The sequence below is a fragment of the Raskinella chloraquaticus (SeqCode) genome (genome assembly GCF_021731865.1).
In the GTDB taxonomy this organism is placed as follows: Bacteria; Pseudomonadota; Alphaproteobacteria; order Rhizobiales; family UBA4765; genus Raskinella; species Raskinella chloraquaticus.
Window position 1 is genome coordinate 17,857 of record NZ_JAKFWN010000018.1, and the last position, 18,574, is coordinate 36,430.

The 18,574-nt window shown below is 60.1% G+C and carries 26 protein-coding genes, 1 tRNA gene and 1 pseudogene; 12 read left to right on the top strand and 16 right to left on the bottom strand.

Translation table 11 applies throughout. From position 1 onward, the window contains the following. The 4 genes from ACINK1_RS07175 to map all read right to left on the bottom strand — a co-directional run. Positions 1–356: carboxymuconolactone decarboxylase family protein (locus ACINK1_RS07175; RefSeq protein WP_395760045.1), on the bottom strand; the 356-nt coding region annotated here is incomplete at its 3' end. Positions 357–412: 56 nt separating this feature from the next. After that, on the bottom strand, positions 413–850 hold the full coding sequence (locus tag ACINK1_RS07180; RefSeq protein ID WP_395760046.1) for a carboxymuconolactone decarboxylase family protein: 438 nt from the start codon (positions 848–850) through the stop codon (positions 413–415). Positions 851–964: 114 nt separating this feature from the next. Further along, complete coding sequence (gene radC / locus ACINK1_RS07185) at positions 965–1,675, bottom strand: DNA repair protein RadC (RefSeq protein WP_376801168.1); 711 nt, start codon at positions 1,673–1,675, stop codon at positions 965–967. 9 nt (positions 1,676–1,684) lie between these two features. Further along, positions 1,685–2,515 carry a type I methionyl aminopeptidase gene (gene map / locus ACINK1_RS07190; protein WP_376801167.1) on the bottom strand — a complete coding sequence of 277 codons (831 nt, stop codon included), beginning with the start codon at positions 2,513–2,515 and terminating at the stop codon, positions 1,685–1,687. 156 nt (positions 2,516–2,671) lie between these two features. Between map and ACINK1_RS07195 the strand changes: the two genes are divergently transcribed. The 3 genes from ACINK1_RS07195 (at position 2,672) to ACINK1_RS07205 (ending at position 4,111) form a co-directional block, all read left to right on the top strand. After that, positions 2,672–3,427 carry a competence/damage-inducible protein A gene (locus ACINK1_RS07195; protein WP_376801166.1) on the top strand — a complete coding sequence of 252 codons (756 nt, stop codon included), beginning with the start codon at positions 2,672–2,674 and terminating at the stop codon, positions 3,425–3,427. A 42-nt stretch (positions 3,428–3,469) separates the two neighbouring features. After that, positions 3,470–3,973, top strand: coding sequence for a xanthine phosphoribosyltransferase (gene gpt / locus ACINK1_RS07200; RefSeq protein ID WP_376801165.1), 504 nt, complete (start codon positions 3,470–3,472; stop codon positions 3,971–3,973). A gap of 49 nt (positions 3,974–4,022) precedes the next feature. Continuing rightward, positions 4,023–4,111, top strand: a tRNA-Leu gene (locus ACINK1_RS07205). 123 nt (positions 4,112–4,234) lie between these two features. Here the strand turns inward: ACINK1_RS07205 and ACINK1_RS07210 are convergent. After that, the gene (locus ACINK1_RS07210) at positions 4,235–4,918 is read right to left on the bottom strand and encodes a GntR family transcriptional regulator (RefSeq protein ID WP_376801164.1); all 684 of its coding nucleotides are present in this window, start codon (positions 4,916–4,918) and stop codon (positions 4,235–4,237) included. A gap of 155 nt (positions 4,919–5,073) precedes the next feature. Between ACINK1_RS07210 and ACINK1_RS07215 the strand changes: the two genes are divergently transcribed. Further along, on the top strand, positions 5,074–5,388 hold the full coding sequence (locus tag ACINK1_RS07215) for a PilZ domain-containing protein (protein WP_376801163.1): 315 nt from the start codon (positions 5,074–5,076) through the stop codon (positions 5,386–5,388). Positions 5,389–5,392: 4 nt separating this feature from the next. Here the strand turns inward: ACINK1_RS07215 and ACINK1_RS07220 are convergent, their stop codons facing one another. Further along, the gene (locus ACINK1_RS07220) at positions 5,393–5,890 is read right to left on the bottom strand and encodes an arsenate reductase ArsC (RefSeq protein WP_376801162.1); all 498 of its coding nucleotides are present in this window, start codon (positions 5,888–5,890) and stop codon (positions 5,393–5,395) included. Next, positions 5,880–6,056: a hypothetical protein gene (locus ACINK1_RS07225; RefSeq protein ID WP_376801161.1), complete on the bottom strand. Its 177-nt coding sequence runs from the start codon at positions 6,054–6,056 to the stop codon at positions 5,880–5,882. Before ACINK1_RS07225 ends, ACINK1_RS07220 begins: the two co-directional genes overlap by 11 nt. 21 nt (positions 6,057–6,077) lie before the next feature. Between ACINK1_RS07225 and ACINK1_RS07230 the strand changes: the two genes are divergently transcribed. Further along, complete coding sequence (locus ACINK1_RS07230) at positions 6,078–7,268, top strand: acetyl-CoA C-acyltransferase family protein (protein ID WP_376801160.1); 1,191 nt, start codon at positions 6,078–6,080, stop codon at positions 7,266–7,268. An 8-nt stretch (positions 7,269–7,276) separates the two neighbouring features. On the opposite strand, the gene ACINK1_RS07235 is transcribed toward ACINK1_RS07230, so the two are convergent. Both ACINK1_RS07235 and ACINK1_RS07240 read right to left on the bottom strand, forming a co-directional pair. Beyond that, positions 7,277–8,461: an FAD-dependent monooxygenase gene (locus tag ACINK1_RS07235; protein ID WP_376801159.1), complete on the bottom strand. Its 1,185-nt coding sequence runs from the start codon at positions 8,459–8,461 to the stop codon at positions 7,277–7,279. A 12-nt stretch (positions 8,462–8,473) separates the two neighbouring features. Then, a complete protein-coding gene (locus ACINK1_RS07240) occupies positions 8,474–8,716 on the bottom strand; it encodes a zinc-finger domain-containing protein (protein WP_376801158.1) in 243 nt (80 codons plus the stop codon). 104 nt (positions 8,717–8,820) lie between these two features. Between ACINK1_RS07240 and ACINK1_RS07245 the strand changes: the two genes are divergently transcribed. The 3 genes from ACINK1_RS07245 to ACINK1_RS07255 all read left to right on the top strand — a co-directional run bounded on the left by ACINK1_RS07245 (position 8,821) and on the right by ACINK1_RS07255 (position 10,987). Further along, entirely contained in the window at positions 8,821–9,573 is a 753-nt protein-coding gene (locus ACINK1_RS07245) for an alpha/beta fold hydrolase (protein ID WP_376801157.1), read from the top strand. 193 nt (positions 9,574–9,766) lie between these two features. Next, on the top strand, positions 9,767–10,609 hold the full coding sequence (gene cysE / locus ACINK1_RS07250; protein WP_376801156.1) for a serine O-acetyltransferase: 843 nt from the start codon (positions 9,767–9,769) through the stop codon (positions 10,607–10,609). A 165-nt stretch (positions 10,610–10,774) separates the two neighbouring features. Further along, on the top strand, positions 10,775–10,987 hold the full coding sequence (locus tag ACINK1_RS07255; RefSeq protein ID WP_376801155.1) for a DUF3126 family protein: 213 nt from the start codon (positions 10,775–10,777) through the stop codon (positions 10,985–10,987). Positions 10,988–10,999: 12 nt separating this feature from the next. Here ACINK1_RS07255 and ACINK1_RS07260 read toward each other — a convergent pair whose 3' ends face one another. Then, positions 11,000–11,680 carry a hypothetical protein gene (locus ACINK1_RS07260; RefSeq protein ID WP_376801154.1) on the bottom strand — a complete coding sequence of 227 codons (681 nt, stop codon included), beginning with the start codon at positions 11,678–11,680 and terminating at the stop codon, positions 11,000–11,002. A gap of 142 nt (positions 11,681–11,822) precedes the next feature. Between ACINK1_RS07260 and ACINK1_RS07265 the strand changes: the two genes are divergently transcribed. Together ACINK1_RS07265 and ACINK1_RS07270 are read left to right on the top strand one after the other, a co-directional pair. Beyond that, positions 11,823–12,158: a DUF6949 family protein gene (locus tag ACINK1_RS07265; RefSeq protein WP_376801153.1), complete on the top strand. Its 336-nt coding sequence runs from the start codon at positions 11,823–11,825 to the stop codon at positions 12,156–12,158. 50 nt (positions 12,159–12,208) lie between these two features. Next, positions 12,209–12,739 carry a gamma carbonic anhydrase family protein gene (locus tag ACINK1_RS07270; RefSeq protein WP_376801152.1) on the top strand — a complete coding sequence of 177 codons (531 nt, stop codon included), beginning with the start codon at positions 12,209–12,211 and terminating at the stop codon, positions 12,737–12,739. 92 nt (positions 12,740–12,831) lie between these two features. Here the strand turns inward: ACINK1_RS07270 and ACINK1_RS07275 are convergent. The 3 genes and pseudogenes from ACINK1_RS07275 to ACINK1_RS07285 all read right to left on the bottom strand — a co-directional run bounded on the left by ACINK1_RS07275 (position 12,832) and on the right by ACINK1_RS07285 (position 15,431). Then, positions 12,832–13,479 (bottom strand): annotated as a pseudogene (locus tag ACINK1_RS07275) (transglutaminase-like cysteine peptidase). A gap of 543 nt (positions 13,480–14,022) precedes the next feature. Next, a complete protein-coding gene (locus tag ACINK1_RS07280; RefSeq protein ID WP_376801150.1) occupies positions 14,023–14,640 on the bottom strand; it encodes a PilZ domain-containing protein in 618 nt (205 codons plus the stop codon). 134 nt (positions 14,641–14,774) lie between these two features. Continuing rightward, a complete protein-coding gene (locus tag ACINK1_RS07285; protein ID WP_376801149.1) occupies positions 14,775–15,431 on the bottom strand; it encodes a PAS domain-containing protein in 657 nt (218 codons plus the stop codon). A 235-nt stretch (positions 15,432–15,666) separates the two neighbouring features. Between ACINK1_RS07285 and ACINK1_RS07290 the strand changes: the two genes are divergently transcribed. Continuing rightward, the gene (locus ACINK1_RS07290) at positions 15,667–16,428 is read left to right on the top strand and encodes a rhomboid family intramembrane serine protease (RefSeq protein ID WP_376801148.1); all 762 of its coding nucleotides are present in this window, start codon (positions 15,667–15,669) and stop codon (positions 16,426–16,428) included. Positions 16,429–16,530: 102 nt separating this feature from the next. Beyond that, the gene (locus ACINK1_RS07295; protein ID WP_376801147.1) at positions 16,531–16,962 is read left to right on the top strand and encodes a CBS domain-containing protein; all 432 of its coding nucleotides are present in this window, start codon (positions 16,531–16,533) and stop codon (positions 16,960–16,962) included. Between the two features lie 5 nt (positions 16,963–16,967). On the opposite strand, the gene ACINK1_RS07300 is transcribed toward ACINK1_RS07295, so the two are convergent. The 3 genes from ACINK1_RS07300 to folE all read right to left on the bottom strand — a co-directional run bounded on the left by ACINK1_RS07300 (position 16,968) and on the right by folE (position 18,563). Continuing rightward, positions 16,968–17,417 (bottom strand): N-acetyltransferase, encoded by a 450-nt coding sequence (locus tag ACINK1_RS07300; RefSeq protein ID WP_376801146.1) that lies wholly within the window; start codon positions 17,415–17,417, stop codon positions 16,968–16,970. Positions 17,418–17,481: 64 nt separating this feature from the next. Beyond that, complete coding sequence (hisI, locus tag ACINK1_RS07305; RefSeq protein ID WP_376801145.1) at positions 17,482–17,889, bottom strand: phosphoribosyl-AMP cyclohydrolase; 408 nt, start codon at positions 17,887–17,889, stop codon at positions 17,482–17,484. A 41-nt stretch (positions 17,890–17,930) separates the two neighbouring features. Beyond that, positions 17,931–18,563 (bottom strand): GTP cyclohydrolase I FolE, encoded by a 633-nt coding sequence (gene folE / locus ACINK1_RS07310; protein WP_376801144.1) that lies wholly within the window; start codon positions 18,561–18,563, stop codon positions 17,931–17,933. Positions 18,564–18,574: the final 11 nt, after the last annotated feature.

Genomic DNA, 18,574 nt, shown 5'->3' on the forward strand with positions numbered 1-18,574 from the left:
TTGGCAAGCGCGACGATGGCGCCATTGCGCCCGCCTGTCAGCGTGCCGGCGCGCGCAGCCAGAATGTCGGCCGGGCTGATACCTGCGCCCTTGGCGATCATCGAATGGGCGGAGATGCAATAGGAGCAATCGTTCAACTGGCCAACGATGAGGGCGATGAGTTCCGCTTCCGGTTTGCTCAGATGGCCTTTCTCGAGGGCGCCACCGAGCGCCAGCAAGCCATTGAGGGCAGCGGGTGCCTTGGCAAGCGTCGCGTAGAGATTGGGCACCATGCCGATCCTGTTTTTGATGGTATCGAGCGTCGTCTTGACGTCGCCAGTGCTATCAGCGTGGGCAAGGGGAGTGATATGGGGCATGTTTATTCCTTTCAGAGAACGATAACGGAGCAGTCTGGGTGCGTACCTGCGGCTGGTCAGCGTGGTCTGTCTGCATCAGGCCGGTGCAGCAAATAACAGCTGCGACAGCCTGCGCTACAATAAACGGGCGGCGCGGAATTGGCAAGCGCGACGATGGCGCCATTGCGCCCGCCTGTCAGCGTGCCGGCGCGCGCAGCCAGAATGTCGGCCGGGCTGATACCTGCGCCCTTGGCGATCATCGAATGGGCGGAGATGCAATAGGAGCAATCGTTCAACTGGCCAACGATGAGGGCGATGAGTTCCGCTTCCGGTTTGCTCAGATGGCCTTTCTCGAGGGCGCCACCGAGCGCCAGCAAGCCATTGAGGGCAGCGGGTGCCTTGGCAAGCGTCGCGTAGAGATTGGGCACCATGCCGATCCTGTTTTTGATGGTATCGAGCGTCGTCTTGACGTCGCCAGTGCTATCAGCGTGGGCAAGGGGAGTGATATGGGGCATGTTTATTCCTTTCAGAGAACGATAACGGAGCAGTCTGGGTGCGTACCTGCGGCTGGTCAGCGTGGTCTGTCTGCATCAGGCCGGTGCAGCAAATAACAGCTGCGACAGCCTGCGCTACAATAAACGGGCGGCGCGGAAGCTGATATGCCCTGCCTTTCCGACAATGATGTGATCATGGATGTCGATGCCGAGCGGTTTGGCGATATCGATGATCTGGCGGGTCATGGTGATATCGGCCTGGGAGGGGGTTGGATCGCCCGAGGGGTGATTGTGCACGAGGACGAGGGCACTTGCCGAGAGTTCAAGCGCCCGTTTCACCACTTCACGTGGATAAACCGGCGTATGATCGACCGTTCCGGACTGCTGGACCTCGTCGGCGATGAGACCGTTCTTCTTGTCGAGAAAGAGCACGCGGAACTGCTCAATCGCCCCGAATGCCATGGTCGAGCGGCAATAGTCGAGCACCGTGCTCCATGACTGCAGGACGGTGCGCCCCTTGACCTTGCCTTTGGTCAGGCGGTTGGCGGCGGCCAGTACGATCTTGAATTCAATGACCGCCGAGGCGCCGATGCCGCTCACCTCGCACAGCCTTGCCTCGGGCGCGGCGATCACTTCGGCGAAACTGCCGAATTTGCGCAAAAGCTCCTTGGCAATCGGCTTCACATCGCGCCGGGGCATGGCGCGAAAGAGCAGCAATTCCAGCAATTCATAATCGGCAATTGCGTCGGGGCCGCCTTCGCGGAAGCGGTGACGCAAGCGTTCACGATGGCCAAGCCAATGCGGTCCATCTGCCATGCCAGCGGGTTGTTCGCTGTCATCACTCATGGAATGCAATCAGCCGGCGCGCGCAAAGGTCGGCCGGTGCAGGCCAGCCGGCGACAGTGTGAAAATATCCACCCCCGTCTCGGTTATGCCGACAGTGTGCTCGAACTGGGCGGACAGGGAGCGGTCGCGGGTGACCGCCGTCCACCCATCCGACAGGATCTTCACATGGGGGCGTCCGAGATTGATCATCGGCTCGACCGTGAACATCATGCCTGGCTGCAGCACGACGCCTTCTCCGCTACGCCCGTAATGCAGGATGTTGGGGGCGTCGTGAAAAAGCTGGCCGATACCATGGCCACAGAAATCCCGTACCACCGAACAGCGCTCCTTTTCGGCAAAATCCTGGATCGCCGCGCCGATATCGCCAGTGGTGGCGCCGGGGCGGATCGCTGCCAGCCCGCGCAGCAGCGCTTCGTAAGTGACGTCGATGAGGCGCTCGGCCTTCCGCGAAATCCCGCCCACCGCATACATGCGGGAACTGTCGCCATGCCAGCCATGATAGATGAGTGTGACATCGATATTCAGGATATCACCCTCGCGCAGCGGTTTGTCGTTGGGAATGCCGTGGCAGACAACGTGGTTGAGCGAGGTGCAGATCGACTTCGTGTATCCTCGATAGTTGAGCGGCGCAGGGAAGGCCCCATGGTCGAGCGCGAACTGATGCAGCAGCTTGTCCAGATACTCGGTGGTGATGCCCGGCCTCACCTCGTTCGTCATCATGTCGAGCGCAAGAGCCGTCAGCCTGCCAGCCTCATGCATGGCAAGAAAGGCGTCCTGCGTATGGATCTTGATGCGCCCGGTATTGCGTGCGGGCGACAGGCCGGCGTCGATGAAGGTCATCGCAAATCGCGTGCTCGGGTGAAGATAGGACTGTATGGCGCAATTTGCAGGTCGGATGCAAGGCTTGGGTTTCGTTGTCGCCATCGGCGCCGTGGCGGAGCAGGGCGCTTGAGACATCGCCCACCTTCGTCTATGGGCATGCAGTGAGGGCGATGCATGGCACATGACGGGCAGACGATAACGGCAGCTGTCCTGGTGATCGGCGATGAAATCTTGTCGGGGCGCACCAAGGACAAGAATATCGGGTATATCGCTGAGTATCTGACGGCCATCGGCATCGACCTTCGCGAGGTCAGGGTGGTGCCGGATATCGAGGCGGAGATCGTGGCGGCGGTGAATGCGCTGCGATCGCGCTTCACCTACCTCTTCACCACCGGGGGCATCGGTCCGACCCACGACGACATCACGGCTGACTGCATCGCCAAGGCTTTCGGGGTTGGGATTGATATCGATGAGCGGGCGGTCAACGTGATGCTCGAGCGCTACAAGCGCGAGGATCTCAATCCGGCGCGCCTGCGCATGGCGCGCATTCCCGCTGGCGCTGACCTCATCGCCAACCCCATTTCCAAGGCGCCAGGCTTCATGCTGGGCAATGTCATCGTCATGGCGGGTGTGCCAAACATCATGCAGGCAATGCTGGATGACGTCTCGGGCCGGCTCAAAACCGGGCAGAAGATGATTGCCCGCACAATCGATGCCGCCGGCCTGCCGGAAGGGCGCTATGCGGCGAGCCTTGGCGAGCTTGCCCTGCGCCATACGGCGGTGTCGATTGGCAGCTATCCGTCGTTTCAGGCCGGGGGCTTTCGCAACCAGATCGTGGTGCGCGGCAAGGAGGAAGAGGCCCTGGAGCGCGCCGTGAGCGAGGTCGGGGCGATGATCGCCCGGTTGCAGGCTGACAGCGCTCCGATCTAACCTCGTTTCACCCTACGCCAACGCAAGATGCGAGACACACCCATGTCTGAAGCCAACAAAGCCTTCCCGGTCTCCTGGGACCAGTTCCACCGTGATTCGCGCGCGCTTGCGTGGCGGTTGTCGGGCGTTGGAAGCTGGGAAGCCATCGTCTGCGTGACGCGCGGCGGGCTGGTGCCGGCGGCGATCATCGCCCGCGAGCTTGATATCCGCGTCATCGAGACAATCAGCGTGGCGAGCTATCACGACAGCAACAAGCAGGGTGAGCTCAAGGTCCTGAAAGGGGTCGCACCCCATATCATCGAGATCGGCAAGGGGGGAGGCGGCAGCGTTCTCATCGTCGATGATCTGGTCGATACCGGCAAGACGGCGCAAGTGGTGCGCGCGCTCCTGCCGAAGGCGCATTTCGCCACCGTGTACGCCAAGCCGCTCGGGCGTCCGCTGGTCGACACGTTTGTCACCGAAGTGTCGCAGGATACGTGGATTTTCTTCCCGTGGGATACCGGGCTCTCCTTCCAGCCGCCGATTGCCAAGGGGGCACAGGCGTGAACCTTTCGCCCTTTGCGGCTGGCGTTTGCCGCCCTATAACACTTCTCAAGCGGGCGTGGCGAAATCGGTAGACGCAACGGACTTAAAATCCGTCGGACCGAAAGGTCTGTGCCGGTTCAAGTCCGGCCGCCCGCACCAGATTTTTTCAAATGCCATGTTTTCAAAGGGCTGTGACGCGCGGCATCGGCGAGAGCGCAAGGCGACCTTGTCACCGCCGGCGACGATCGGACCGGCAAAGAGTTCGCCGTCAATGCATCGTTATCACGCAATCTCCAACGCTTCGCCATAGGCGGCGGCGATGGGCTCTTTCTTGCCGCGGAGGTGATCCTTCATCAATTGCGCCAATTTGTCACCATCGCGGGCGATGAGGAGGGCCAGCATGCGTTCATGCTCGCCAATGGCGCGGATCCACTGCGCTTCGGTCTTGTGGGCGCGATAACGCATGGTCTGGATGCGCTTGGAAATGCCGGCATAGATCTGGATCAGCGTGGTGTTGCGGCTTGCCGCCATCACCGCCTCGTGAATGGCGCGATTGAGTTCGAAATAGGCAATTTCATCGCGCGCTTTCCATGCAGCCAGCATCGCGTTGTGGTCGACCTGGATGGCGGCAATCTCCTTTTCGGTGATCCGCCGGCAGGCGAGTTCAGCGGCGGTTGCCTCAAGGCCCGCAACGACCTCCACCATTTCCTCGATTTCGGCGAGCGAAATGGTGGCAACACGGGCGCCACGATTAGGCAAAAGATCAAGAAAACCTTCTGTTGCCAATATCTTGATCGCTTCGCGTAAAGGTGTCCGCGAGGTGCCGAACCGCGTACACAGCTCCGCCTCATTGATGCGGGAGGTAGGGATGAGTTCACCACTCAGAATGAGATCACGTAGCCGATCAGCTACTTCGTCATGCAGGTAGCGGCGGGTAATGCCAATGGCTGATTCAAAATTGCGCATGCATTCATGATACAAAATACGAAGGCGGACGTCGAGTACTTCCTTTTGGTCAGGATTATCGGGTTAGTCAATGAGGGGCGCTGTCTCAATAAGCTGGTAACCAGATGCGTGTTAATCACGGACACGCCGCAGAAGCGGCCGTAGAGGAACTGCCTATGGAAAATCGGCGAGTTGCGACCAGAAAGCGCGTCCTGAAGGGCGCGAAGGCCGTCTATGGCGGTTATTCCTTTGTGGTTGATTGCACCATTCGCGATGTTTCCGAAACCGGTGTACGCCTCAAGATGTCGGCGTCGGTGACTTTGCCCGAGGGGTTTCTCCTTTATTTTCCCGATACCCAGACGATGCGCTCGGTGCGCGTGAGCTGGCGCAAGCCCGGCGAGGTTGGCGTCATCTACGAGGGCGCGCCACGCGAAATCCGCGACAGTTCGGACCCGCGCGAGCGTCGGCTTCTGTCGATCGCGATGGTGTGACCGCTCAGGCTGCCTGCGCTCGGGGCATGCATGCGACATGTCCTTCAGGCAGATGCAGCAGGCGGTGGACAGCATCGGGCGCCTGCAAAAACAGGCCAATCAGCATATGAATATCGCGGAAGGCGCTTTCGACTGCCTGGCGGGAGGCGCCCTTGGCGGTGCCCTGGCAGGGGTCACGCAACGACCAGCGGGCGCGCTGCGGCTGACCGGCGAATGTCGGGCAGCCTTTTTCCTGGGAGGCTTCGCACAGGGTAATGACATAATCGAGGTGGGGCGCATTCGGCCCGATGAACAGCTCAACCGGTTTTGACGCCAGTCCTTCGATGCCAAAGCCTCTCTCCTTGAGCAGATGGCGGACCTCGCGATGAATGCAGCGGTGCGGATTCATGCCGGCGCTGAAGGCACGGAAGCGACCCGCGCCCAGCTTGTTCATGATGGCTTCGGCGAGAATGGAGCGAACGAAATTGCCGGGGCACAGAAAAAGGATTGTTTCAACAGACATGCCAGCCTCCCGAGCGGATCAGGGTCGTCTTGATCAACGCGTATAAATGCTTATAGCCGCCGAAAAATAAGATATCTTTGCGCTTTTCTTTCGTATTCGACCAAATCACCGCCTGTTGAGCGCGCGTGATGTCTCGCCATTCGTGCGCGCCTCGTCTAGCTTTCATGAAAACAAGCAGGAGAGCATGATGAGCAAGACGCAAGATGTGGTGATCCTTTCAGGTGTGCGGACAGGCATCGGTACATTCGCCGGCAGCCTCAAGGATTCGCCGCCAACCCAGCTCGGCGCCCTGGTGACGCGCGAGGCGCTGCAGCGCGCTGACGTCAAGCCGGAGATGGTCGGCCATGTGGTGTTCGGTAATGTCATCCATACCGAGCCCAAAGACATGTATCAGGCGCGCGTGGCGGCCATGGAGGGCGGTATCCCGCAGGAGGTGCCGGCTCTGACGCTGAACCGGCTGTGCGGGTCGGGGGTACAGGCAATTATCTCGGCCGCCCAGACGATCATGCTGGAGGATGCCGAGGTGGCGGTCGCCGGCGGGGTTGAGACGATGTCGCGGGCGCCGTTTGCCGCGCCCTGGCTGCGACAGGGTCAGCGCATGGGGGATGCCAAATTCGTGGATATGATGCTGGGAGCCCTGCATGACCCGTTCGGCCACGGTCATATGGGGGTGACGGCAGAAAACGTTGCGGCGCGCTGGCAGATTTCGCGCGCTGATCAGGATGCGTTTGCTCTCGAAAGCCAGCGGCGTGCGGCACACGCCATCAAAGAAGGGCGTTTCAAGGAACAGATCATGGCGGTCAAGGTCAAGAAAGGCCGCGACATGGTCGATTTTGCCAGTGATGAGCACGTCAAGGGCGATACAACGGCTGATATCCTTGCCGGATTGAAGCCGGTCTTCAGCAAGGAGGGCAGTGTGACGGCGGGCAATGCGTCGGGCATCAATGACGGCGCAGCGGCGCTGGTGCTGATGTCAGGCAAACGCGCCGAGGCGGACAAGCGCAAGCCGATGGCGCGCATCATCGGCTATGGCCATGCGGGCGTGGCGCCGGAAGTGATGGGCATCGGCCCGGTCGATGCCGTGCGCAGCCTCATGCACAAGACCGGTCTTACCATCAAGGATTTCGATGTGATCGAATCGAACGAGGCCTTTGCATCGCAAGCCTGCGCGGTGTCTCGCGAGCTTGGTTTTCCCGCCGACAAGGTCAACGTCAATGGCGGAGCGATCGCGCTTGGCCACCCGATCGGCGCGACGGGAGCCGTCATCACCATCAAGGCGATGTATGAGCTGAAGCGTATCAATGGCCGGTATGGGCTGATCACCATGTGCATTGGCGGCGGGCAGGGGATCGCGCTGGCGATCGAGAATATCCACTGAGGGGGGTATCAAGCTTGAAAGCCGTAAAGCCAGTCATATCTGGCGGCGAGGCCTTTGGGCCCTAATGCGCTGAGTGCCATATCGCGGGCAAGCGCGGCGATCCCGCCCAGGTGAAAGACGTGGCCGTTGCGGATGGCTTCGGCCTGAACGCGCGTGACGCGGGCGGTGCGCTCGCGCTTGAAGCGGGCGAGAGCGTTGTTGATGTCGGGCTCCTCGCTCAGGCAGCTTGTGAGTACCCAGGCGTCCTCTATCGCCATCGAGGCCCCTTGGGCAAGAAAGGGCACCATGGGGTGAGCGGCATCGCCGATGGGCAGCAGGCGCGTGCCCGGCCAGCGGCGCAGCGGCGGGCGGATATAAAGCGGCCACCGCTTCCATTCCGGTGCCAGCGCCAGCAATTCCCGGGCGGGCGGGGCAAAATCGGCGAAGCGCTGCTGGACGTCATTGGTATCAGCCTGCGCCGCCCAGCTTTCCTCGGGATGGTCGTCGGAAATAATGGCAACGATATTCACCAGCGTGCCGCCGCGCAGCGGATAATGGACGAGATGGGCGCGATGGCCGAGCCACAAGCCGGTGGCGTTACGGCGCAGAGGTGCTGGAACGCCGTCCACAGGAACGGTCGCGCGATAGGCCGAGCGCCCGGCAAAGCGTGGTGGTGCGCCACCTTCCATCGGGCTGCGCAATGTCGACCACAGCCCGTCGGCTGCCAGAAAAAGAGGTGTGGACACGTCTTCATCCTGCGGACCGCCACGCAGGACGGCGCTGACGCTTGTCGCCATTTCCGTGACCGCGCTTACCTCTCGACCAGGTGACAGACGTAGCCGCGTCTCCTGCCGCACCAGCGTGAGGAGTGCTGCCTGCAGATCGGCGCGGTGCGCCACCCACATCGGCGCCCCCCAGCGGCGCACGGCTTCGGCGCCAAACGGCATATCGATCAGGACGCGTCCTGAATGAGCGTTGCGTACCATCAATGATTGCGGTTTGCCGACCAGGTGGTCAAGCAGGCGGTCAAGGCCAAGCGTGATGAGGATGCGCGAGGCGTTGGGCGACAACTGAAGGCCGGCGCCGACCTCGTCGAACGTGCCGGCGCGCTCGATCAGATGAACGTCAAAACCGGCGCGCGTCAGGCACAATGCCGCACTCAGCCCGGAAATGCCGGCGCCGGCGATGATGATGGGCCGGTCGAGGCCGTTCATAGGGTGATGTTGTCAGGCCGCGGCGCTGTAGGCGCATTCGGCCGGATCGGCCTGGCGTGGGGCAAGCTTGCTGTCATGGCGATAGAGCGTCGAGCAATAGGGACAGATGATTTCCCCCTCCGCTCCCATGTCAAGGAACACATGGGGATGGTCGTAGGGCGGCAGGGCGCCCATGCACATGAGTTCGCGCGCGCCGACCTTGATGAGGGACTTGCCCGGGCTGTTATGAAAATGTGCGACTGCGTGGTCTGTCATGATCGATCCTCAAACGATGGCGGGACCATACTGTGATTGACAGAATGAGGCCAGCGTTCGATTTGGCTTGTCTCGAACAGAATGCACAGCGACAGGAGACCCCCGTGCCGGACTTCAAAAATGGCGACATGCAGATTGCCTATCTCGATGAGGGCGAGGGCGAGGCGATAATCCTTATCCATGGCTTTGCCTCCAACAAGGAGACGAACTGGGTTGCACCGGGCTGGGTCAAGACATTGACGGCGAGCGGCTACCGGGTGATCGCGCTTGATAATCGTGGCCATGGGCAATCGGCCAAGCCGCATGACAGTGGGCATTATGAGCAGAAGCTGATGGCAGGCGATGCGCTGGCGTTGCTCGATCATCTGGCGATCAAACGCGCCGATATCATTGGCTATTCGATGGGCGCGCGGCTTGCTCTGTGCCTCGCGGGAATCGCTCCGCAGCGCGTGCGGTCGCTGGTTCTTGGTGGCGTCGGGCTCGGGCTTGTCGAAGGCATGGCGCACAGCGCCGCGATTGCTCAAGCGCTCACCGCTGAGGATCCGGCCAGTGTGACCGATCCCACCGGCAAAGCCTATCGCAGCTTCGCCGATCAAACGAAAAGCGATCGTTTGGCGCTGGCGGCATGTGTTGCATCAATGCGGGTGCCGGTCGCGCCGGAAACGCTGAGCGCAATCAGCGTGCCAACCCTGGTTGCGGTTGGCACGCGTGATCTTGGGGTTGGAAGCCCCGAGGGGCTTGCGGCGCTTATTCCGGGGGCCGGGGTGTTCATGATTGTCGAGCGCGATCATATGTCGGCAGTCGGCGACAAGAGCCACAAGGCAGCGGTTCTCGCCTTCCTGGACGAACGTCCGTGACATGCTGTCAGTTACTATAAAATTGATAAATACGTCATCAGATCAATGAAATAACATAATGTTTTAAACATTTGAATCATCCTTGGGTCGAGGTACGAGTGCACTGACATTGCGGGAATGTGCGCGCAACCCTCGCGGTGGACGACAAAGCAAACTATATAGACATCGCTGAGTTCAATGCGGGGAGCCTTCCATGCAGCCATCCAATACCAACCAGGCGTCACAGCCGACGCGGAATCCAGGAACGCTGCGGCTGCTCGATCCCGTCTGGGACCGGATACGCGGCGAGGCTGAGGCGATCGTTGCTGAGGAGCCGGCACTCGCCTCCTTCGTTTATGCCACCGTTCTGTCGCATGCGACGCTTGAGGATGCGGTGATCCACCGCCTGGCGCAGCGACTTGATCATTCCGACGTGCCCGGCGAATTGCTGCGACGGGTGTTTGAAATGGCGGTTGAGCAGGACGAGACGATCGGCGACAGCTTCCGGGCGGATATTTCGGCAGTGATAGATCGCGACGCTGCGTGCAAGCGCATGATCGAGCCGATTCTCTATTTCAAAGGGTTTTCTGCCATTCAGACCCATCGCTTTGCACATTTTATGTGGCAGCGCGGGCGCCGTGATTTTGCGCTCTATCTGCAGAGCAGGGCATCGTCATCCTACGGTGTTGACATTCATCCCGCCGCTCGGCTCGGGCGCGGTATTCTGCTTGATCACGCGACGGGTCTGGTAGTGGGCGAGACGACGGTGATTGAAGATGATGTATCCATTCTGCAGAGCGTCACGCTTGGGGGCACGGGTAAGGAAAGCGGCGACCGGCATCCCAAAATCCGCCGGGGCGTGCTGATCGGCAGCGGTGCCAAGATCCTTGGCAATATCGAAGTTGGCGAATGCGCGCGCGTTGGCGCCGGCTCGGTGGTTTTGGACAATGTGCCCCGCTGCACGACGGTTGCCGGCGTGCCCGCCAAGGTTGTCGGGACATCGGGCTGTGACCAGCCCTCGCGGCAGATGGATCAGAATTTCACTTTCAGCATTTGATCGCGCCGCCGGCTTGTCCTTGCCGGTGAATTGCGGCACATGTCGCGGTCGTAAATCAGGGTGATGTGGAGGCGCTGGTCTGGCGCCTCCATGGCGTGACGGGGATGCGCCAGGTCGCTGCCGAATTTGTAACGATGCAACGGCGCAAGCCGAAAGGGACTGCCGATGACGGGTGAAGAGCTGAAGAAGATCGAGCGTTTCATGCGCCGTACATTTGATAATCAGGGGATTACGGTTCGCGCGCGCCCTCGTAAAACGGATTCGGCTGAAGTGTATGTCGGCGATGAATTCCTTGGCGTGATGTTTGAGGACAAGGAAGACGGAGAGACATCCTATAATTTCCAGATGGCAATTCTCGAAATCGACCTCGAGGATTGAACGGCCTGGCGCTCAGCGGTCTGCTATGCTGATCGCGGCGAGGAGCGCTGATATGGTCTCGTCAAGCCGCCGCCATTGCCCCAGCAGGCTGCGGGGAAAGCGATAGACGACATCGAGCCGCTCGGTCAGTCGGATTTCGCGCAGACACGTTCCGGGTTGATCGGTGACGGGCGGGGCGCATCGCACAAAATAGGAAGCGGGGCTCGCCGGGTCATAGAAAAGCTCCTCACCCACATATCCTGAATCCGATACGAACCGCCGGCCGGTCAGCCCTTGCGGCGCATTCAGTGTTGCCGGATCAAGCAGCCGGTTATAGATGGCACCCAGCCGGCGGGTAGGGTCGAGGCTGTCATCAGGCGGGCTGAGTGAAATGAACACATCGGTATCTCCCGTGGTGCCTGTCGCCTGATCGGCGCCGGATGCGTTGGATGGCGGCCAGCGCAAAACCAGCTCCAGACGATCAACGGCCGCGTCCCGGCGCTGGCCGGGAAAGCGCACCAGATCATAGGGCACAGACAGAGGCACGGTCCCGACGGTGACGCGGAACGGGCGCGGGACCTGGTCAGGCGGCAATGGCGCGCGTTCGCTGTACCACCAGGCTTCGATCGATGGCCGGACCACCAGCCCGCTCGTAGCCAGGGCCGCCAGCACGCTGACGGCGGCAAAAGGCCAGAGAGGGATGCGGTTTGCCAAGGGTGCAGAAATCCAAATGAGCCGACAAGAGCGCATGCGACGAATCATGTGCCGCTGCGGCAACGGTATGATGCTTGCGCGGTTCAGTGAATATGGGGGACTGCCGTATCAAAATGATACGGAATGCGAGTGAGGCGTTAACATGTCGACAACTATCAGCGTCCTGCTGTGGGCGATCGCTCTTGGCTTTGTAACGGCGGGAATACTGGCGAGCTGTTATCGCCTCATCACCACCCAGCCCATGTCTTTCAAGCTGCTGACCGAGGGCGGGCCTGCAGGCTCCCTGGTGGCTCTCCCGCTTCTGGCGGTGACGGGACCGGCCGTGATTGCCCGCAATGCGTGGCGCGGGCGGACGATCAAGGGCAGGGCCTGGGGATGGATGGCTGCCTCGCTCGTCCTTGTCTCAGTGTGGAGCTTTATTATCGGCGTCTATGTGCTTGATGTCGTCATTCGCCTGCACATTGCGCTTTTTGCCTGAGGCGATGCTGTGCTTGTCTTGAGGCGCACGCGATCACGGAGCATGCAGACATGGCCATCTATGAACTAGACGGGGTTGGTCCCGATCTTCCCGCCAATGGCGATTACTTCATCGCTGAAAACGCTGCCGTCATCGGCAAGGTGCGGCTGAAGCCGGGCGCCAGTATCTGGTTCGGGGCGGTCTTGCGCGGCGACAATGAGTGGATCGAAATCGGCGAGGGGTCCAACATCCAGGATGGCTCGATCCTGCATACCGACATCGGCTTTCCGATGATGATCGCCGCCGGCTGTACGGTCGGCCATCAGGCGATCCTGCACGGATGCACGATGGAGACCAATTCGCTCGTTGGCATGGGTGCGGTGGTGCTGAACGGCGCGCTCATCAGGCGCAACAGCCTGGTTGGTGCTCATTCGTTTGTCGGCGAAGGCAAGAGTTTTCCCGAAGGATCGCTGATCCTTGGTGCGCCAGCCAAGGCTGTCCGCCTGCTGGACGAGGCGGCAATCGCGAACATCGCTCGCCTGACAAAAGGGTATCAGGCCAATTTCAGACGATTCAACAAAGGTTTGAAGCGCGTCGGCTAAAAAAGAAGAGCCGGTCCTTGGGGGGAGGACCGGCTCTGGGATCCTGGTCGGGGACGGGGAGGCAGGGAGACCGAGGATCCAATAGGTTGACGTTAGCGGCGCGTGGCGGTCGCGAGGTCGGATCCACCTGCGTGGGGGGCAAGCGATACCCAGATATTCGCACTCCACTGCGACTGACGCTTGACGTAGCGGTAAGGAACTTTGCTCCAGTGGCGGATGTCATTGTTCAGGTTGTCGAGGATGACGTCGCCTTCGCTGGTGCGCACCATCAGGACAGCGTGACCCTCGTTTTTCGTGTCACGCACGACCGTGATCAGCAGCGCACTCTCCGGCCAGCCCAGTTAGTGGAGACGCCGACGCTTCTCGAGCACATATTTCTCGCAATCACCCTTTCCATCATCCGGGTATGTCCAGTAATCCTCAACGCCGTAGTGATCCCAGTCGGTGATTGGAATGATGTCGTTGTTGACCTGGCGGTTGATCGCATCAAGCTGCGCCCAGGCGGCCTTGGACATCTTGGCGTCGCGCGGCGGGGTGTTGCTCTCAACGCATTCAGCCGGAAAATTGCGGCAGAACTGCACCCAGCCCGACGGCGGGCGTGTCTCGCCGTTGATCGAGATGTAATTTGATGTTGTCGCCGACGCTGGTTCGGCCGGCAGGGTGAAGGCGTCGCGGGCCATGGCCTGTGACAGGCTGAAGATCATCACCAGGACGCCTACTGTTGCGATTAGTTTTTGCATGTTCTGTGTCTCCCCGTTAGTATTGGGAAGATGACACACAATATTTGCAGTCACGCTAAGTAATATTCGTGTATTTTATGTATGTTTTATGATTGTTTTAGTATTATTTATGTCTAATTTTAATGATTACTTTAATACAATATTAGCCATGGAAGACGCTGCTCCACCACAAGATACGATCCCAGATTGACGCAAATTTGTCTCAAATTCGAACGAACTGGCAGCGCTGCGCTGACGCGTCGTAGGCTGGTCGGGGAATGGTCTGGATGAGCGGGGCGATAGGTGGTGCGCCACAAAGCGCTGCGTTGCGGCCAGGCGATCGCCTCGAGCGCGAGCACGCCTGTGCGTTCAGCCTTGCCTCTCTATGTTGCCCCAACACATGCGACTGCAGGCGGGCACAAACAATAAGGGCGCCATCACGGCGCCCTGTGGTCTGTCATTGTATCGATTATCGGTGAACTCGACGTGTGGACGCCATGAACGGCAGCGACAATTTTTACAAAGTGAGGCCTATACCGTCACATCTCAGCACGAAGCCGGCTGTCAATGCAGTTGCTGCTCGATGTGCTCGGGGTCCTGGATGCTGGCGAATTCGAGCGCGATACCGGCTTCAAGATGACGCACGATGCGAGCGCGGATACGGCCAAGCAGCACGGGTGTTCCGACAGTCGGGCGGTTCTGCAGGCTGATGGCAGCGCCTGACAGGGACAGGTCGATGAGGCGGCATGCCTGCACGCTGCCGTCGGGCAAGGTCAGGCGCGACATGGGATTGCGCGGCAGAATGCGCTCATGGCGACGATCTTCCGGCAGGCCCAGAACATGACGATTTGCGAGCCATGTCAGCTGGGAGGCGAGTTTGTCGCGTTTGCGCGCCGTCGCCTCGATCGTCATGGCAAAGCCATTGGGAATAAGGCGTGCGATGCGTCCCTCGACCCGGCCCACATGGTCGATATAGGCAATCACCATATCGCCGACGAGCGAGGTTTCAGGGGCGAGGAATGAAACGCCGCCTGGCGAGATGTCCAGAACCTGGCAGGGATATTCCTGCTTGGTTGGCAGCATATAGCGACCGAGCAAGGAGATGCTGACGCGCTGAAAGCGACGCTTTTCGCGTGGCTTCGGCGTCTGTCCCGGGCGATTTTGAGCGAGCGCTACATTCATCGTCGTGCGTGCTTGCCTTCAAGCGTTATCACTTGGCAACAAACTACCCCGCTTAACCTTAAGAACCGGTTAGTCTAAGGCTACCAGGACGATCACACGAAAATTATCTCCGCTTTTCGCGCTTGGATCGCTCATCAGCTTTTACCGCCATCCATCACTGTCAAATGGCGATAACGGCGCGCACGGTCGGCCGCCAGTTCGATTTCGGGTGTCATCAGCTGAGTAAAACGGGACTGCGCCGAGGCGAGAGAGGGAGTTTCACCGTAGAAATTGTCTGGGGCGCCCGATGGCCACAGCAGACGCGTATTACCGATCTTTCGGTTTGACGGTGGCTGGATGCCAATCCAGTATGGATCGTTCAGCGTCCCCATGGCGCCTAATATGCGATTGGCGCGGCCGAATGTCGACAGAGGCATAAGGACCATTTCGACATTGAGCAGCGCCCCCTTGCCAGCGCTTCCCTGAAACTGCAAAACCGTGACAGCGGCCTCGGCAATGATCGCCCGGAGCAGAGAATCGATGGTATCGCGCTCGCGCCCCAGCCAGTCGGCGAGAAAGTCACGCTCCTTCAGTTCACGGCAGTGAAGCGTACAGATGCGCATGCCCGCCAGTCGCCAGGAAATGCGACCCTCATCAACCGACAGAATAAAAGTATCAGGGAGAATGTTGCGGATATCACTTGGCTCAATTTCTGCCCGCGTCGGTGCCGGACGTGTACCACGGCGCTGGTTCCAATATTCATATAGTTGTTCAGTTGATTGGTGCGCGAAACGCGGCTTGCGCTGCATCATAGTCTTATCACTCCGTTACCCCGGTGCCTGCCCTGGCTGTGAAACGCCATCCCCGCAATCCCATTTCGGCACAGTTTGACCGTGTCGAACGTCGTCGGCAGGCTCACGCTGCATGCGCCGTGCCATGTTTTGTTAACCATGATGGATCAGGCCAGCCTGCGTGAACTGGTGCGGGCGGCGCGGCGAAGCGCGCGTTGCGATTGCCAGACTGCTTGCGAATGCCTAAGCGTGGGGCATGGATGATATGATCAAGACGCCGCCAGCCGGCCCCGCAAACGAGCCGTTTTTCAATCTTCCCGGCGTGATTGTGGCCCTATCCGGCGTGATGATCGGCCTTCATGGCTGGCGTCAATGGATCGCAACGGAAAGGGATGAAGACCTCATCCTGCGCTTTTCCTTCATCCCGCTGCGCTACAGCGATCAGGGGTTTGCGCGCGTATTGTTCGCCGATGATCAATGGGCACGGTTGTGGTCCCCGATCACCTACGGGTTGCTGCATGGCGACTGGCAGCATGTTTTGGTCAATACGCTGTGGCTGGTGGTTTTTGGCAGCGCGGTCGCCTGGCGGTTCGGGCCAGGGCGCTTTCTTTTGTTTTCCTTGCTGTGTTCGGTTGGGGGCGCAGCCGCCCATTTCATGACGCATGTGGGCGAGGCCGTGCCTGTTGTTGGCGCATCCGCTGCCATCTCTGGTCTGACGGCTGCCGCCTGCCGGTTTGTTTTCGAAGCAGGAGCGCCGCTCGGCGGCCTGCGTGGATCAGGGGCGCTGGCCTTTCAGCGGCCGGCGCCGCCCTTGCTTCAGTCGCTGTCGAACCCGCGCATCTTCGGCTTCGTCGCCCTGTGGTTTGCCCTGACAATTGTCTTCGGGTCCGGCATCATACCAAGTGGTCTTGAAGAAGGGACCAGTATTGCCTGGGAAGCTCATCTGGGTGGATTTCTTGCCGGCTTGGCCCTTTTTCCCCTGTTTGATCCCATTTTGCCGCGAAGGTTGGCTGATTAATCACATTTTGTCTCGGGGCGATTGCGGCAATTGTGGTTGGCGGGCATCGTGCTAGGCTGAGGAAACCGTCGGCAGCAAGACCACGGCGAGAGGGGGAAGGCTATGATCGTCAAGCAGATCCTGGAAGCCAAAGGGGGCGACGTCGCGACCGCAGCTCCAAGCGCAACCATTGCTCACGTCGTGGCGATGCTGGCCAAGCGCCGTATCGGTGCGGTTGTCATCACCGGCCCCGATGATCGGATCGTCGGGATCGCGTCAGAACGGGACGTCGTGCGGGCGCTTGACGGCGAGGGGCCATCGGTACTCGATCTGCCGGTGTCGACCATCATGACGCGCACCGTTGCCACCTGTTCGCAGGAGGCATCGATCGCTGACCTTATGCGTCAGATGACGGAGGGCAAATTCCGCCATCTGCCGGTTGTCGTGGGCAGCACGCTCGCGGGGATTATTTCGATTGGCGATGTGGTCAAGTATCGGCTGAGCGAACTTGAGCATGAGACCAACGCCATGCGCGATTACATCGCCACGGCGTGAGCCGTCTACAGGGCGATCTGGTAGCGCACGAACGGAGCGCGTTTGGCAAGGCGCTCGTAGAGCCGCCTTGCCGTGCCGTTGAACTCTTCCGTGTTCCAGTAAAGGCGGGTGGCGCCGTAGTCCCGTGCCGCGGTTTCGGTGGCGGTGATGAGTGCCCGGCCAAGCCGCAGGCCGCGCGCTTCAGGTTTGACGAACAGATCCTCAAGATAACAATAGCCGCCCTTGCTCCAGGTTGACGGGTGGAACGTGTAATGGACGAGGCCAAGCGGCGTCCCCTCGGGTGACAGCGCTATAAATCCGTTGATGCCGTTCCCCTGGCTCACCCGCGCGAACGTGGCGTCGGTGATGTCGGTGGCCAGATGAACCTCGTAGAATGACAGATATCCCTGCCACAGCCCGTCCCACGCGGTGCGATCCTGCGGGGTGATGGCACGGATGAGGGGAGAGGGTGTCATCATTGTATCCTGCGCCGCTTGTTGTCAGCAAATACGAGACTTGTCAGTTTGTTACGGCAAAAATCTAGCGTTGTGAATCAGCGTCGGGCAAGCGTGTGAGGTGAGGGGTGCCGCTGTCATCGATCACAAGTCGGCGGTAAAAACAGCTGCGGGCGCCGGTATGGCAGGCGCCACCATCGCCGCCCACGGCGACGCGCAGCAAAAGCGCGTCCTGATCGCAGTCAACCGCAATATCGACAATCGTCTGTAGCTGGCCTGATGTTTCGCCCTTTTTCCACAATTGCCGGCGCGAGCGCGACCAGTAATGGGCGATGCCGGTCGTCAATGTGAGGCGCAGTGCCTCGTCATTCATGTGGGCGACCATCAGTACATCGCCGCGCGCTGCGTCAAGGGTGATGGCGGTGATCAATCCGTCAGCATCAAAACGCGGCAGAAACGCCGTGCCTTGCTCCCGCAGGGTCACGGCGCTCATATCTGGGGTCACCATAGCGGAAAACCCGTCTGGCTCTGTGCTCAGCTCTTGAAGCCGCGGATGAGCATCATGAAGCGGGCCTGCTCGCTCGGATCGTCGCGGAAGACGCCGGTGAAGCCGGTGGTGACGGTGGACACGCCATGCTTCTGCACACCACGCATCGACATGCACATATGCTCGGCTTCGAGCAGGATAGCGAGACCACGCGGTTTCAAATGCTCATCAATAGAGTTGGAGATCTCGGCCGTCAGGTTTTCCTGCGTCTGCAGGCGACGGGCAAAGATATCAACAACACGCGCCAGCTTCGACAGGCCGACAACGCCATCGCGCGGATAATAAGCAATGTGAGCCTTGCCAGTGATCGGAACGATGTGGTGCTCGCAATGCGAGAAGAAGGGGATGTCGCGAACCAGAACGATGTCGCCATAACCGCCGACTTCCTCGAAAACGGTATCGAGTTCTTCGCCTGCGGACAATTTGTAGCCACGGAAGAGATCTTCCCAGGCCTTGACCATCCGCCGGGGGGTATCAAGCAGACCCTCGCGATCAGGATCATCGCCCACCCATTCGATCAGTGTACGCACAGCCGCTTCCGCTTCCTCGCGCGAAGGACGTCGACGGACGATATCCGCCTGGTCAGCGCGGGCAGGGAAAGACTTCACGACGGCATCCATTCTCATTCTCC

Coding starts and splice junctions, on each gene's coding strand:
- ACINK1_RS07230 (WP_376801160.1), top strand. CDS start 6,078: ATGAGCAAGACGCAAGATGTGGTGATCCTTTCAGGTGTGCGGACAGGC.
- ACINK1_RS07180 (WP_395760046.1), bottom strand. CDS start 850: ATGCCCCATATCACTCCCCTTGCCCACGCTGATAGCACTGGCGACGTC.
- ACINK1_RS07220 (WP_376801162.1), bottom strand. CDS start 5,890: ATGTCTGTTGAAACAATCCTTTTTCTGTGCCCCGGCAATTTCGTTCGC.
- cysE (WP_376801156.1), top strand. CDS start 9,767: ATGCAGCCATCCAATACCAACCAGGCGTCACAGCCGACGCGGAATCCA.
- ACINK1_RS07210 (WP_376801164.1), bottom strand. CDS start 4,918: ATGCGCAATTTTGAATCAGCCATTGGCATTACCCGCCGCTACCTGCAT.
- ACINK1_RS07195 (WP_376801166.1), top strand. CDS start 2,672: ATGGCACATGACGGGCAGACGATAACGGCAGCTGTCCTGGTGATCGGC.
- ACINK1_RS07295 (WP_376801147.1), top strand. CDS start 16,531: ATGATCGTCAAGCAGATCCTGGAAGCCAAAGGGGGCGACGTCGCGACC.
- radC (WP_376801168.1), bottom strand. CDS start 1,675: ATGAGTGATGACAGCGAACAACCCGCTGGCATGGCAGATGGACCGCAT.
- ACINK1_RS07265 (WP_376801153.1), top strand. CDS start 11,823: ATGTCGACAACTATCAGCGTCCTGCTGTGGGCGATCGCTCTTGGCTTT.
- ACINK1_RS07215 (WP_376801163.1), top strand. CDS start 5,074: ATGGAAAATCGGCGAGTTGCGACCAGAAAGCGCGTCCTGAAGGGCGCG.
- gpt (WP_376801165.1), top strand. CDS start 3,470: ATGTCTGAAGCCAACAAAGCCTTCCCGGTCTCCTGGGACCAGTTCCAC.
- ACINK1_RS07280 (WP_376801150.1), bottom strand. CDS start 14,640: ATGAATGTAGCGCTCGCTCAAAATCGCCCGGGACAGACGCCGAAGCCA.
- ACINK1_RS07240 (WP_376801158.1), bottom strand. CDS start 8,716: ATGACAGACCACGCAGTCGCACATTTTCATAACAGCCCGGGCAAGTCC.
- ACINK1_RS07285 (WP_376801149.1), bottom strand. CDS start 15,431: ATGATGCAGCGCAAGCCGCGTTTCGCGCACCAATCAACTGAACAACTA.
- hisI (WP_376801145.1), bottom strand. CDS start 17,889: ATGAGCGCCGTGACCCTGCGGGAGCAAGGCACGGCGTTTCTGCCGCGT.
- ACINK1_RS07255 (WP_376801155.1), top strand. CDS start 10,775: ATGACGGGTGAAGAGCTGAAGAAGATCGAGCGTTTCATGCGCCGTACA.
- ACINK1_RS07235 (WP_376801159.1), bottom strand. CDS start 8,461: ATGAACGGCCTCGACCGGCCCATCATCATCGCCGGCGCCGGCATTTCC.
- map (WP_376801167.1), bottom strand. CDS start 2,515: ATGACCTTCATCGACGCCGGCCTGTCGCCCGCACGCAATACCGGGCGC.
- ACINK1_RS07225 (WP_376801161.1), bottom strand. CDS start 6,056: ATGAAAGCTAGACGAGGCGCGCACGAATGGCGAGACATCACGCGCGCT.
- folE (WP_376801144.1), bottom strand. CDS start 18,563: ATGGATGCCGTCGTGAAGTCTTTCCCTGCCCGCGCTGACCAGGCGGAT.
- ACINK1_RS07300 (WP_376801146.1), bottom strand. CDS start 17,417: ATGACACCCTCTCCCCTCATCCGTGCCATCACCCCGCAGGATCGCACC.
- ACINK1_RS07270 (WP_376801152.1), top strand. CDS start 12,209: ATGGCCATCTATGAACTAGACGGGGTTGGTCCCGATCTTCCCGCCAAT.
- ACINK1_RS07290 (WP_376801148.1), top strand. CDS start 15,667: ATGGATGATATGATCAAGACGCCGCCAGCCGGCCCCGCAAACGAGCCG.